12 protein-coding genes are annotated in these 13,602 nt (G+C 60.6%); 8 read left to right on the top strand and 4 right to left on the bottom strand.

Annotated elements, in window-relative coordinates; translation table 11 throughout:
- Positions 1 to 49: 49 nt before the first annotated feature.
- The 4 genes from B5525_RS08575 to fumC all read right to left on the bottom strand — a co-directional run bounded on the left by B5525_RS08575 (position 50) and on the right by fumC (position 4,478).
- Positions 50 to 949 carry an NAD-dependent epimerase/dehydratase family protein gene (locus B5525_RS08575; protein WP_079565613.1) on the bottom strand — a complete coding sequence of 300 codons (900 nt, stop codon included), beginning with the start codon at positions 947 to 949 and terminating at the stop codon, positions 50 to 52.
- Between the two features lie 20 nt (positions 950 to 969).
- Entirely contained in the window at positions 970 to 1,698 is a 729-nt protein-coding gene (locus B5525_RS08570) for a YoaK family protein (RefSeq protein WP_079565612.1), read from the bottom strand.
- Positions 1,692 to 2,957 (bottom strand): threonine/serine ThrE exporter family protein, encoded by a 1,266-nt coding sequence (locus tag B5525_RS08565; protein WP_079565611.1) that lies wholly within the window; start codon positions 2,955 to 2,957, stop codon positions 1,692 to 1,694. Before B5525_RS08565 ends, B5525_RS08570 begins: the two co-directional genes overlap by 7 nt.
- 96 nt (positions 2,958 to 3,053) lie before the next feature.
- Positions 3,054 to 4,478, bottom strand: a complete 1,425-nt coding sequence (gene fumC, locus B5525_RS08560; RefSeq protein ID WP_079565610.1) for a class II fumarate hydratase — start codon at positions 4,476 to 4,478, stop codon at positions 3,054 to 3,056.
- A 150-nt stretch (positions 4,479 to 4,628) separates the two neighbouring features.
- Between fumC and B5525_RS08555 the strand changes: the two genes are divergently transcribed.
- The 8 genes from B5525_RS08555 (at position 4,629) to B5525_RS08520 (ending at position 13,482) form a co-directional block, all read left to right on the top strand.
- The gene (locus B5525_RS08555) at positions 4,629 to 5,525 is read left to right on the top strand and encodes a LysR family transcriptional regulator (RefSeq protein WP_079565609.1); all 897 of its coding nucleotides are present in this window, start codon (positions 4,629 to 4,631) and stop codon (positions 5,523 to 5,525) included.
- Positions 5,526 to 5,921: 396 nt separating this feature from the next.
- On the top strand, positions 5,922 to 7,064 hold the full coding sequence (locus B5525_RS08550; RefSeq protein ID WP_079565608.1) for an alkene reductase: 1,143 nt from the start codon (positions 5,922 to 5,924) through the stop codon (positions 7,062 to 7,064).
- Positions 7,065 to 7,306: 242 nt separating this feature from the next.
- A complete protein-coding gene (locus tag B5525_RS08545; RefSeq protein WP_079565607.1) occupies positions 7,307 to 8,149 on the top strand; it encodes an alpha/beta fold hydrolase in 843 nt (280 codons plus the stop codon).
- Between the two features lie 113 nt (positions 8,150 to 8,262).
- Positions 8,263 to 8,784: a Dps family protein gene (locus B5525_RS08540; protein ID WP_079565606.1), complete on the top strand. Its 522-nt coding sequence runs from the start codon at positions 8,263 to 8,265 to the stop codon at positions 8,782 to 8,784.
- Positions 8,785 to 8,852: 68 nt separating this feature from the next.
- Positions 8,853 to 9,350, top strand: coding sequence for an enolase C-terminal domain-like protein (locus B5525_RS08535; RefSeq protein WP_172899832.1), 498 nt, complete (start codon positions 8,853 to 8,855; stop codon positions 9,348 to 9,350).
- A gap of 72 nt (positions 9,351 to 9,422) precedes the next feature.
- The gene (locus B5525_RS08530; RefSeq protein WP_276328843.1) at positions 9,423 to 9,941 is read left to right on the top strand and encodes a (2Fe-2S)-binding protein; all 519 of its coding nucleotides are present in this window, start codon (positions 9,423 to 9,425) and stop codon (positions 9,939 to 9,941) included.
- 2 nt (positions 9,942 to 9,943) lie between these two features.
- Entirely contained in the window at positions 9,944 to 12,136 is a 2,193-nt protein-coding gene (locus B5525_RS08525) for a xanthine dehydrogenase family protein molybdopterin-binding subunit (RefSeq protein ID WP_338075273.1), read from the top strand.
- Positions 12,133 to 13,482 (top strand): c-type cytochrome, encoded by a 1,350-nt coding sequence (locus tag B5525_RS08520; protein WP_079565602.1) that lies wholly within the window; start codon positions 12,133 to 12,135, stop codon positions 13,480 to 13,482. Before B5525_RS08525 ends, B5525_RS08520 begins: the two co-directional genes overlap by 4 nt.
- The last annotated feature ends 120 nt before the right edge of the window (positions 13,483 to 13,602 follow it).

The following is a 13,602-nucleotide window of genomic DNA, read 5'->3' as shown; positions in this document are numbered from 1 at the left end:
AAGGCGGCACGCGCCGAGGCCGCTCCACTGGTGACGAACCAGTCTTCGTTCATAGCGGCATCTCCTCTGCGATCCAGGAGAGCGCCGAGGTATGGCGCGGTGCCCAGCCGAGTTCCTTTCGGGCGCGCTTTGCGCGGACGCGGCTGTTGCTGCCGAAGGTGTAGTGGGCTTGGCGTTTGCCCCAATGTTCGGCGGCTTCCTCTGCGGTCCAGGATTGCACCGGGCCCAGCTTCAGTCGCCGGGCAATGGCTCCGCCGATCTCCGCGAACGAGGCTTCGCCGTTCTCGATGAAGTAGAACGCGCCGGCGGGGGCCTTGTGCAGGGCCAGCAGGTACAACTCGGCGACGTCTTCGATGTGCACGTTGGACCAGCGATTGACACCCTGACCGACAATGCGCACCACGCCGGTTTCGCGCGCCTGGTCCACCAGAAGGGGGATTTGCACGCTGTGGGCGTTCAGTCCGGTGCCACTGCCGTAGATGTTGCTCGGGCAGAGCACTATTGCGCGAATACCCTCGTTCGCGGCATTGAGCACGCCCAGCTCGATGTCGCGGCGCGGCTGCTTGGCGGCCTCCACGACGAACGGCGTGTCGTCGTCGAAGACGTTCTCTGACAGTCGATTGCCCCGTGCATCGTCCCCGATCACGCTGGACCCGCTAGTATGCAGCAGCGGCTTGTCGGACCCACGCAGCCCTTCGACCAGGGCTTCAATGGCCGGCAGATGGTCGCTGTCCGCGGCGTTGATCACGCCGTCGGCGCTCCGTGCCTCGCGCACCAGTAGATCGCTATCTTCAAGGCTGCCGAGCACCGGCTCGATGCCCAGCGCTTTGAGTTGTTCGGCTTTACCCGCATCGCGTACCAAACCACGTACGCTACAGCCTGCATCGAGCAGCCGGCGGGCGACGGTACCGCCAACGAATCCACTGGCGCCACTGATAAAAATCTTCATGCTGTAATCCTCTCGTCCTGTCACGGTAATGCGACCGCCACAGCCGCCAGTGCAACCGGAAGCGACCAAGCCCAGTCTGCGAGCAAGGAGATGGCGGCGGCGGCCACGATGCAGCCCACGAGAAAGCCGAAAAGGAGATGCAGGGATCTCTTCAACCGCCCCGCGTCGGCCGTCATCAAGAGACCTCTATGCGACAAGATGTCCATCAACGAGAGAACGGTGTTGGTCAAATTGCCGGTCATCACGGCCGTTGAAATTCCGCCCGGTAAAGCCAAGCGAAAAAGAGCAAACTGGCAAGCCATTGCCGACACGGCCATCATGACAGCGATGCCGGCCATCAAGCCGTGCGGGTTGGCGGAAGGTTTCGTGATGACGCTGAGAATCAAGATTCCCGTGAGCAGCAGAAACTGAACCAGGAGAAGTAGCCGCGTCAAGGCCGGCCCGCGCCGGCCCGATGCTCGGTCGAGCAGCCACACGGCTGCGACTGCGAGGATGAAAACAGGGACTGACAGAGTTTGCGCCAGGTTCAGCGGACCGCCACGCACGGCCTCGGCCGCGATCACGACGAGGTTGCCGGTGACGTGGGCAGTGAAGATATTACCGAGTGTGAAGAAGCCCGTGAGGTCGACCATCCCCGCGATCACGCTGAGCAGAGGCGGAAGTCGCGCCTCCAATCGCGACAGCGCCAACGCCTCATCAGATGCATGGCGCGAAGGATGGATCGCGTCAGTTGTGGTACGCGTCAGCATCTTGCTTTACTCCTATGATTTGAATGCGTTGCTCTCTCGCTGAGGTAATCAATGGCGATCTTTGGAATGATGAGGCCAAAGCTCATCGCTAGGATGATAAACAGGGCGGTCGTGCCGTCAGCGATTGTCGCGCTTATCAGGTCGAACGTGGCATGTGATCCGTCGGCGATTTGCATGAGGCCGCTCGCCATCCTGAAGAGGTAGACGCCCGGTATCATCGACACCACGGAGGCGAAGCCAATAGCCGCAAACGGCATGTGCCAACGGCGTGCGACGGGTGTGAGGATCAAGCCAACAACAAGACAAGCGACGAAGGCGCCGGTCGCGAGGCTGGCGCCGAGCAGCGATAGCGCCATCCACCGCAGCGTGTGGGCAAGCATGCCGGCCGCCACCGGCCACGTCAGCATATTCAGCGGCATCGAGAAGAAGGCGCTGTAACTGGCGACGGCCACTCCGGCGGCGACCACGTCTTGCCATAAGGGAACGCCGCTGCCGGCTGGATCAATCGGCAGGGTGCCGCCGAGAAGCATCAGTCCAAGCAGCAATCCCGTTGAGATCGCCACGATGACGAGCCCCGCATAGATCAGGCGGGTGGCGCCGAGATGGATGCGGCTATTGATAAGGTCCAGCGCACCATTGAGGATGTGCGGTCCCGGCATCAGAATCATGCACGGGCAGACCATGACAAGGCGCAGTGAGGAGCTCAGCTGATATCGAACCGCCAAGGCACCGATAACGCCAGCGAGCAGCGCCGCGGAGAATTGCTGGATAAACAGATTCGCGCTGTACTGTGCCAAAGCACGGCGCAGAATCGCGCCGGCAGCGGCACTCACGAATATCAGGACCGCAGGGAGCAGGTGCTGGACACCAAAGATCACGGATAACGCCACGGCGCCTGCCGCTGCCGCGAGTGTGAAAAGCCACAATGGTGCTGGCGGCGCGCGCGAAATCGCGCCGATCGCTTTCAATGCTGCCTCCGGCGCAAGCCGGCCGGCCTCGATATCTTCGATCGCGCGCATCGTGGAGGCTACACGATCCATGTCCACGCCGGAGGGATTGGCCGCCACTTGGCGGATAAGTCCGCCATCCTTTTCCCCGGACAGTAGCAGCTCCCCCCAGCGCGGCATGAGATCGGCGCGCAGTCCGAGTGCGGAGCCCAGTCGCTCGGTCGCGGCCACGGTCTCGTCCGTCGCTTGACCGTTGACGTAAAGGACTCGAGCGAAGGCGAGGACAAGATTGGGAAGTTCTTCTAAAGTCATGCGAGGTTCTCACAATCCGTTGCATTGGAAAGATCGGTTGCCTGTGGAACCGGCTCGAAGCGATCGAGCCGGCTCCAACCTTGTCAGTAGTGGTGCTTAGGCCGCGCTTGCAGTCGAGGGTGCGGCCGCCACATAGGGCGTCACCATTTTCTTGGGATCGACGACACGGTCGAATTCGGCTTCCGTGACAAAGCCCAATTTCAACGCCGCAGCTTTCAGCGTGAGATCGTTGTCCATGGCGTAGTGGGCGATCTTTGACGCCTTGTCGTAACCGATGACGGGCGAAAGTGCCGTCACAAGCATGAGCGAACGTTCGACGTATTCGTTGATCTTCTTCAGGTTGGGCTTGGTGCCCTCGACCAGGAACTTCCGGAAGTTGACGCAGCCATCGGTCATGAGAGTGATGGAGTGGGTAATGTTGAAGATGATCAACGGCTTGTAGACGTTCATTTCGAGGTAGCCGCCCGCGCCGCCAAAGCCCACCGCAACGTCATTGGCCATGACCTGCACGGCGATCATTGTCAGCGCTTCGCACTGGGTCGGATTGACCTTGCCAGGCATGATCGAGGAGCCCGGCTCATTTTCCGGGATTTCCAATTCCGCAAATCCCGCGCGAGGTCCGCAGGACATCAGGCGAATGTCGTTGCCGATCTTGTACAGCGACACCGCCAGGGTACGAAGCGTGCCGGATAACTGGACCAGCGCATCGTGGGCGCCCTGCACCGTGAACTTGTTGGGCGCGGTGACGAAGGGTAGGCCGGTGAGCCTGGCGATCTCGGCGGCCGCCGCCTCGGCAAAGCCAGGCGCGGAGTTAATGCCGGTTCCGACCGCCGTGCCGCCCAGGGCCAGGCGATACACCCCTTGCAGGGCTGCTTCGATCCGCTCCAGATCGTCAGCCAGCATGCCGGCATAGCCGGACCATTCCTGGCCCAATGTCAGAGGAGTGGCGTCCTGCATATGCGTCCGCCCGATCTTAACGATGTCGCGCCAGGCATGCGCCTTCGCGCTGATCGCATCGTGCAAGGCGGTGACCGCTGGTATCAGACGCTGCTTTGCGTTCACGGCCGCCGCGATATACATGGCAGACGGAAATGAATCGTTCGATGATTGCGCCATGTTGACGTGATCGTTGGGGTGAACCGGCGTCTTGCTTCCGAGCGGTGTACCCGCGAGTTGGCAGCAACGGTTCGAGATCACTTCATTGACGTTCATGTTGAATTGGGTGCCGCTTCCCGTCATCCACACATGCAAAGGGAACATGTCGTGATGCTGGCCGGCGAGAATTTCGTCGCAAGTCTGAACGATCAACTTGTAACGCTGATCGTTGAGCCGCTTTCCGGCATGGTTCGCGGTGGCGGCGGCCTTCTTCAAGGTGGCGTAGGCGGTGATCATTTCTCGGGGCATCAAGTCCTTCCCGATGCTGAAATGCTCGAGCGAGCGCTGGGTTTGAGCGCCCCACAGCTTGTCCGCTGGCACCTCAACCACACCGAGGCTATCGCTCTCTTTTCTCATGTCGACCATATGATCTCTCCTGGGTTCAATCTTTGATTTGCTAGCTGCTTGGCCACCCTTGAGTGACCTGAAAACGGAGATAGCGTCCTTCCGCGTATCAATTAACTGGGGTAACAATCCTCATAGAGTGGACGATGTGTCCGGAAAGCGCGTGCTGCCATGGATAGCCTTGCGCTCAATGTTTTCGTTCAAGCGGCCGAAACGCGCAGCTTTGTGGCTGCCGGCCGTATTCTCGGTATTTCGGCCTCCGGCATCGGCAAGAGCGTGAGTCGGTTGGAAGAGAACCTGGGCGTGAGGTTGTTTCATCGAAGCACCCGCAGCGTCACGCTGACGGCCGAAGGCGAAATGTTCCTCGAACGGGCTCGTCGCATTCTGGGCGAGTTCGATGCCGCGGAGGCGGAGCTGTCTCAGGTATCAACAGTGCCGAAGGGACGGCTGCGCATCGGATTGCCATTGGTCGGGGATCCCTTCCTTCCGGCACTCGCCGAGTTTCAGAGACGCTATCCTGAGGTCGAACTCGATGTTGAATTCGACAACCGGAAGGTCGATGTGATCGAGGAAGGCTTCGATGCTGTCGTGCGCAGTGGTGAGATCGAGGATTCTCGTTTGAAATCCCGGCTGCTTGGCCACTTCCGCATGCTACTCGTCGGCGCGCCCGGCTATTTCGAGCGCCGCGGAAAACCCATGCACCCGGGCGAGCTTTCCGCGCACGCCTGCATTCAGTTTCGAATGCCCGACACCGGCAAATTGCAACGCTGGCAATTACGGCGAGGACCTAACGAATCAGAACCGCAATTCGCGACCAAGCTGACGTGCAATTCCAACGAGGCCCGCCTTTGCTTCGCGCTCGAAGGCTTGGGCATCGCCTACATGTCCGAGTTTTCGGTGCGGGCCGCCCTTGATACGGGTGCGTTGGTGACGGTTCTGGACGAATACACGACCGAGCAAAACACCTTCCGGCTGCTATGGCCGTCCGGAAGGCAAATCACCCCCAAGCTGCGGGCGTTCATCGATTTCATGAGCGAATATCTACCGCTTGAGAGAGCGCATAAATAGCGTGAGGTGTGGGCGCGCTTGATCGCTGAATAGAACCACTCGTTTTGCAAAAAAATCTTAGCAATCACCATACTGAATCTCCACAGCGGCCCCCCCATCAATACAGATAGTCTGGGCGGTCATACGGCCATTTTCCACTCGCGAGCCAAGCCAAGAGATCGGTGGCCTCGTACAGTTCGCCGACAGGCATCGGACATCAGGGATGGTGGGAAGTCGGTACCGCACGACCGTGATCTGTTGAAGGATCTAAGCGTGCTCCACGAAGCCAGATCAATGATTGCGGACGCTTGGTCCGCAAAGTGAGGACAGCTCGGTTGGTAGATCTCCCGGATCGGCTGTGCCATCTAGCCGGAAGCGGTCAGCCGAGAGGCGGCCAATCCGAAGGAAGCTGCTCCCATGTCCGATCTCTTCGACAGCTACGATCTTTCCGGTCTCCTGCTCCCTAACCGCATTGTTATGGCGCCACTCACCCGGGCGCGCGCAAAACACGATGCCGCGGACGAACTCATCGCGCTCTACTATGCCCAGCGTTCGACGGCCGGACTGATCATCTCCGAAGGAACGCCGATTTCCCGTCAGGGTCAGGGTTATGTCTTCAACCCGGGAATCTTTTTGTCGGACCAGATCGCCGGTTGGCGCAAGGTGACGCGCTCGGTACACAGCGCGGGAGGCCGCATCTTCGCGCAGCTGTGGCACGTCGGGCGCGTATCTCACTTCTCAATCCAGGAGAAGGGCCGCCAGCCGGTTAGCGCGACGGACCGGATCGCGCGAGGCGCCATGGCCTTCGGCTACGACGAAGAGGGCCGGCCGCGCTTCCTTCCCGTCTCGGCTCCATATGCGCTGACCGCGACGGAAGTCGGTCGGGTGGTCGAGGATTTTGCGATCGCGGCCGACAACGCGGTCGCGGCAGGGTTCGACGGCGTCGAGTTGCACGCGGCGAACGGATATCTCTTCGAGCAGTTCTTGAACCCGCTCGTGAACGACCGGACGGACCGCTATTCCGCCGACCTCATGGAAAACCGCCTCAGATTCACATTGGAGGTGGTGGACGCGGTCAACGCCCGGATCGGCTCGCAGCGGGTCGGCATCCGTTTCTCCCCCTTCGGTCAGATCTCCGACATGCCGCCCTATCCTGACGCCGAGCAGACCTATCTCCAACTCGGCCGCGAACTCGCGGACCGAAGGATCGCCTACATCCATTTCATGGACCAGTCCGGATTCCGGGTGGCCTCGATGCCCGGTGGGGTCAGCGATAGGGTGCACAACCTACTGCGCAAACTGCGGCCGACGTTCGACAAGGGTGCGCTGATCCTGGCCGGCGGCCAAACGCTGGCGAAAGCAAACGAATTGATCGCTTCTGGCACGATCGACCTCGCCGCCTTTGGTCAACCGTTCATCGCCAACCCCGATCTGGTTGCGCGGCTCAGGAACGGCTGGCCGCTCGCCGAACCGGAGCGCGAAACTTACTACGGTGGCGGCGCCGGAGGATATGTCGACTATCCCCCTTATCGCAACGGGCGCGCGCTCATCGCTGACTAAGGAAATGTCCGCTCCAGATCGTCGCTTTGTTTGTAAGGAGATCTACGATGTCGACTATCACACTCACCAAACTCGACATTTCAGCTATCGCCCCAACAGCGCCTCCTTCTCCATCTCGCCGTCGGTTTCTGATCGGCAGCGCTGGCGTTGCCGCTGCCGCGAGCCTGCCGGCAGTTGTGATGGCTGCAACTTCCGAGCAGGCAAACACCTCCCATTCCGACCTAACGAAAGGAAACCGAACCATGAGTACCTTCACAACTAAAGACGGCACGCAGATTTACTACAAAGATTGGGGCTCCGGGCAGCCGGTGGTCTTTAGCCACGGCTGGCCTCTCTCCTCGGATGCATTCGAAGACCAAATGTTTTACCTCGCATCCCGCGGCTATCGCTGCATCGCGCACGACCGGCGTGGCCACGGACGGTCGAGCCAGCCGTGGACCGGCAACGACATGGATACTTACGCCGACGACCTCGCAGAGCTCGTCCAGAAGCTCGACCTCAAGAATGCCATTCATGTCGGCCACTCGACGGGCGGTGGTGAAGTCGCCCGCTATATTGGCCGCCACGGCACGAAGCGCGTGGCCAAGGCCGTGCTGATCGCCTCGGTACCGCCTCTGATGCTGAAGACGTCCGCCAACCCGGGCGGCCTGCCGATCACGGTGTTTGACGGCCTTCGCTCCGGCGTCGTCGCCGACCGTTCGCAGTTCTGGAAGGATCTCAGCCTGGCGTTCTACGGCTACAACCGCCCAGGGGCGAAGGTCTCGGAAGGCGTGCGCGAGTCGTTCTGGCTGCAAGGCATGATGGCGGGCTTCCCTGCCGCATACTTCTGCATTCAGGCGTTCTCGGAGACGGATCAAACCGAGGACTTGAAGAAGTTCGACGTGCCAACGCTCGTCATTCAGGGCGACGACGACCAGATCGTGCCATTCGCCGATGCCGGCCAGCTCCAGTCCGAGCTCATCAAGGGCGCAACTCTGAAGGTCTACAAGGGCGCCCCACATGGTCTGTGCACGACGCACAAGGACGAGGTGAGCGCCGATCTGCTCGCGTTCATCGAACGCAAGGAAGCGCGCAGGGCTGCCTAGGGTCCGCCGCACGCGTTCGGCCTCTGTGCGAGCGTCCCCCAATGCACGCACTGATGGCCGAGCGTAGCGGCAGATTTACACGAGAGTTGCGATAACTTGGAAGGAGATGACAAATGAACGTTCGCGATGCCAAAGCTTTGCAGATCGCCTCGCTTGAAACGCCAACAGACCTCGGATCAAACGCAGTTCGGGACATATCAGGTGCTCTCAATATTCTTCTAGCGGACATGTTCGCGCTGTATCTGAAAGCGAAGAACTTTCATTGGCATATGTCGGGACCACATTTCCGCGACTATCATCTTTTGCTCGACGAACATGCCGAGCAAATCTTCGCCACCACAGACGCAATCGCTGAGCGCGTTCGCAAGATCGGCGGAACGACGCTGCGTTCGATCGGCCACATTGGCTGTTTGCAACGTTTTCTGGATAACGACGCCGATTACGTTACGCCCTTGGACATGCTCGCCGAACTGCGCGACGACAACAAGCAATTGGCGACCAACCTGCGCGAAACGCATGGCCTTTGCGACGAGCATGGCGATGTTGCCAGTGCAAGCCTGTTGGAAAATTGGGTCGATCAAGCCGAGCGGCGCACATGGTTTTTATTCGAGGCCACCCGACGGAGCAATTCTTGATCGCGCCTCCTGAGCATTCGGCAAGAGGGAACCGCGCGCTTGCTACCAATGGAAAAGGACTAAGCTTCATGAAAATCACTTCGATCGAGGCAATCCCCTGCAATCTGCTGACAATCCGGCCTCACAAACTCGCGATGGCGAAGATCACCGTACCGATCATGGCGGACGAGCCGCTCGAGACAGTCGAGGACGCGTTCGCCTTCGCGCGCTTAGGGGCCGTCGACGCCTTCTCACTCAAGGTAACCAAGCATGGTGGTTTCACCAATACGCGCAAAGTGGCAGCGGTCGCGGAGTCCGCCGGCATCTCGCTTTTTCGGCGGCGGTATGATGGAAAGCGGCGTAGGGACCGCCGCTTCGGCGCAGCTATTCTCCACACTCCCGACCTTGCGCTGGGTTTGCCAATTGCTCGGTCCACTGCTGTTATAGGACACCATCGTGGTGACTCCGACGGTCTATCGCGATTTCCAGCTCACAGTCCCACGGGCCCCGGCTTCGGCGTGACAGTCGATGAAAACAAGCGCGCGTTTCACCGGCGTGACGTCCGGCACCGGGAGCCTGCCGCTTAGAGGAATTCGCGAACGTCTTGTTCGGAAGGCAACTAAAGACCGGAACGAGAGTAAAGATCGCCCGTGAAAAGGATGGACCAAGTGACTTCATCAGAAGACTCGGCTTCACGCCCTATGGTGACAATCAACGGCAGAACTCACACTCTCGATGTCGACGATGACACGCCGTTGCTCTGGGTGCTTCGCGATGTGCTCGGTATGATGGGTACAAAGTTTGGCTGCGGCGCGGCGTTGTGCGGCGCCTGTACCGTCCACGTTGACGGCGTCGCAACACGCTCATGCCTTTTGCCAATCAGCGGCGTCAAAGGCAAATCTGTCACAACGATCGAGGCGCTGGGCGCGACACCGGTGGGTCGACGGCTGCAGACCGCGTGGATCAGGCACGAAGTGCCGCAATGCGGATACTGCCAGTCGGGACAATTGATGTCGGCGGCCGCATTGCTTGCCGATACGCCGCACCCAGACGATGCAGACATCGACGCTGCTATGGCCGGCAACATCTGTCGATGTGGCACCTACACCCGAATCCGCGAAGCCATTAAAGCCGCAGCCGATCCCGCCGCTGCCGCACGCTCATTCACGGAGAGATGATCATGGAGTCGACCGTCACCACTGCAGCCGAAGTCGCGGTTTCTTCTGGACTAACCCGCCGCTCCTTTCTCTCCCAAAGCATTGCATTGGGCGGTGGGCTTGTCGTCCCGTTCATCTTTCCAGTCACGGGTAGCCGAGCTGCTGTGACCGAAAATCCTGCGAGTGTTACTTTTGAGCCTAATGGCTTTATTCGGGTGACAAGCGAAGGCAAGATCTCGGTCATCATCCCTTATGTGGAAATGGGCCAGGGTATCTACACGGCGCTGACCATGCTGATCGCCGAAGAACTCGACGTTCCGATGCCGAAAGTAGTCGTTGAACACGCGCCTGCGGACGAGAAGCTCTACGCCAATCCCATCCTGGGTACTCAGACAACTGGGGCCTCGTTGTCTGTGCGGGTGACTTGGACTCCGCTCCGCATGGCCGGCGCGACTGCCCGAACGATGCTCGTCTCCGCAGCGGCCGCCACCTGGAAAGTGCCCGCCGATAGTTGCTGCGCTGAGAATGGAGATGTGTCGCACCCGCCCAGCGGCCGCAAGCTTAGCTACGGCGCCCTGGCCGCAATGGCCGCGATCATGCCCGTACCAGAGAAAGTGTCATTGAAGGACCCGGCTCAGTTCAAGCTCATCGGAAAGTCGATCCCGCGCGTCGATACGGTTGCCAAGTCCACGGGCGTTGCGGTGTTTGGCATTGATACACAGATCCCGGGCCTGCTTGTTGCCTCGGTGGCGAGTTCACCGGTCAAGGGCGGTCGAGTCGTCGAGGTTGATGACAGCAAGGCCAAGGCAGTGAGGGGAGTCACGCAAATTGTCGTGCTCGATGACGTGGTCGCAGTTGTCGGCGAGCATACAGGGGCGACCCGCAAGGGGCTTTCGCTGCTGGACATTAGTTGGGACGCAAGTCCGCAAGGCGAGTATTCCACGGAGACACTGACTGCGGAACTCGCGGCGGCTTCCAAACGCAAAGGTGTCATCGCCACGCAAAAAGGCGACGTGGCGGTGTCGCTGGCTGCGGCCGCGACGCGCGTGGACGCCGTGTATCAAAACCCCCTGCTTGCTCATACGACGATGGAGCCCATGAACTGCACCGTGGCGCTCCATCGGGATAGATGCGAGCTCTGGCTGGGTACCCAAGCCGCAACGCGGGTGCAGTCGGCCGCGGCGAAGATCACTGGCCTGCCGCTGGAGGCGGTGGAGGTACACAACCAATTCCTCGGGGGCGGCTTCGGCCGCCGTGTTGAGGCCGATGTCGTCGAGCAGGCGGTGCGCATCGCGCAGAAGGTTGACCGCCCGGTCAAAATCATTTGGAGCCGGGAGGAAGATGTCCAGCACGACTTCTACCGTCCCTACTACTACCATGTTCTATCCGCAGGATTGGATCCATCAGGAAGACCACTCGCCTGGTCGCACCGCGTGGTCGGCTCGTCGACTACCGCGCGTTGGATGCCTCAGTTCTTCAAGGGCGGCCTTGATGGGGACGCGGTCGAGGGCGCGTATGGCCCGTACACCTTTCCCGACGTTTTTATCGACTACGTACGACAGGAGTCGCCGGCGATTAACACGGGATGGTGGCGTGGGGTCGGACCGACGCGCAACACCTTTGTGGTTGAAGGTTTCATCGATGAGCTCGCCTCTACCGCCAAGCAGGACCCGGTCCGCTATCGCGCGGATTTGCTGGCTGAGCATCCGCGGGCGAGCGTCGTTCTGGAACGTGCCGCGCGTCTCGCGAAGTGGGGGAATCCGCTGCCCGCCGGCAGTGGCCGGGGTGTTGCGCTGGCCTTTGCCTTCGGCAGCTACGTCGCGAACGTCGCGGAGGTCTCCGTGACGCCAACTGGGGATGTAACGGTCAAGCGGATTGTCTGCGTCGCCGACTGCGGACGCGCCATCAACCCGGACACCATCGTTGCCCAGATGCAGAGCGGCATCGTCTACGGACTATCTGCCGCCCTGTACGGCCAGATAACGCTGAAGAACGGGCGTGTCGAGCAGAGCAACTTCCACGACTACCGGGCGCTGCGCATCGACGAAATGCCGCCGCTGGATATCTCGCTTGTCGACAGCAGCGAGGAGCCGGGCGGCGTCGGCGAATTGGCCGTTCCGTGTGTCGCGCCTGCCGTCGTGAACGCGATATTTGCCGCCACCGGAAAGCGACTCCGCGCGCTACCCATCAACTCAAATGATCTCAAACGCACATGAAGCGGGCTGTAAACAAGTGCTGGTACATCATCCCCTGCGTGGTCGTCGGTGTAGCGCTCGCCGGGTTTTTGTGGATCGTGCTCGGCCCGGGTCCGATGGATTTTGCGGGCGGCACACGCGTGCGGATCGCCGACAGTCACGGGCCCAATCCGACCGGTGTGCCTGCGGAACTCGCGAACGCCAATCTCGTGGAGCGCGGCCAGTACCTGGCGCGCGCCGCGGACTGCGAAGCCTGCCACACGGCGCCCGGTGGCACGCCGTTCGCGGGAGGTCTGGCTTTCGTCCTGCCCTTCGGGACGCTTTACTCGACGAACATCACACCTGACCCGGAAACGGGTGTCGGCCAATATAGCGATGCGGATTTCCTGAAAGCGCTTCACAGCGGAATTGATCGGGAGGGCAGGCACCTTTATCCAGCAATGCCGTTTGCGAGCTACACGTTAATCTCCGATTCGGATGCGCTCGCGATCAAGGCGTATCTCTTCAGTCTCAAGCCGGTTCATGCACCGCCGCGCGACGATACGCTGATATTCCCATTTAACGAACGTTGGCTGATGGGCATTTGGTCATTCCTGTTCAATCCGGACCAGCGCTTCGAACCGAATATAGCACAGAGTGCCGATTGGAATCGCGGCGCCTATCTCGCGGAAGCCCTGGGACACTGCGGGGAATGTCACACGCCACGCGATCTCTTCCAGGCGCTGGACAACAGACAAAAATTCGTCGGCGCCATAGCAGCGGGCTGGCGTGCCTATAACATCACCAATGACCGCGACAGCGGTGTGGGCGCGTTCAGTAATACCGAACTGTCCCAGTATCTTGCCATTGGGCATGCCAATGGCCACGGCACGTCGGCTGGCCCCATGGCCGAGGCGGTGGACAAGAGCCTCAGCAAACTCACGCAAAGCGACATCGCCGCAATGGTCGTCTATCTGCGATCGGTGCCGGCGATCTCAACCCCGGACTTGCCCGCGCCAAAGCAGACGCCGGCGTCTGCCGATCACCGGCAAAGTGTCGCGGCGAACGTCGACCCGCTCGGCAAAGCCGTTTTCGAAGGAACCTGCGCAAGCTGTCATAGTTGGACGGGCGTCAGTAAGCTCACCCCCTTCGCGACGCTGACGGGCGCCCGCGCCGTGAACGACCCGACCGCAATCAATGTCGCGCAGGTCATTATTTCAGGCGCGGAGAGGCGAACTCCCGCTGGCCGCGCATTTATGCCCGCTTTTGGCGGCGCATATTCGGATTCTGAGATCGCAGCCGTTGCCAACTACGTCACCGCACGCTTCGGCGCGCAGCACTCGGCGATCACGCCGGAGGACGTTGCCAAGCTTCGGGGTCTGCCATGACAGGCGGTAATTGGCAGCGATTGATGCCGGTGCCCTGTTCGTCGGAAATGGCGTCGAGTGTCACAACAAATGCCCTCTGAACTCGCTGGGGTAAGCGCCACCGAGTTGCCAGGCTATCGG

Source organism: Bradyrhizobium erythrophlei (assembly GCF_900129505.1).
Taxonomy (GTDB): domain Bacteria; phylum Pseudomonadota; class Alphaproteobacteria; order Rhizobiales; family Xanthobacteraceae; genus Bradyrhizobium; species Bradyrhizobium erythrophlei_D.
The sequence above is the reverse complement of the archived record's forward strand: the minus strand, read 5'-3'. Positions and strand labels throughout refer to the sequence as shown.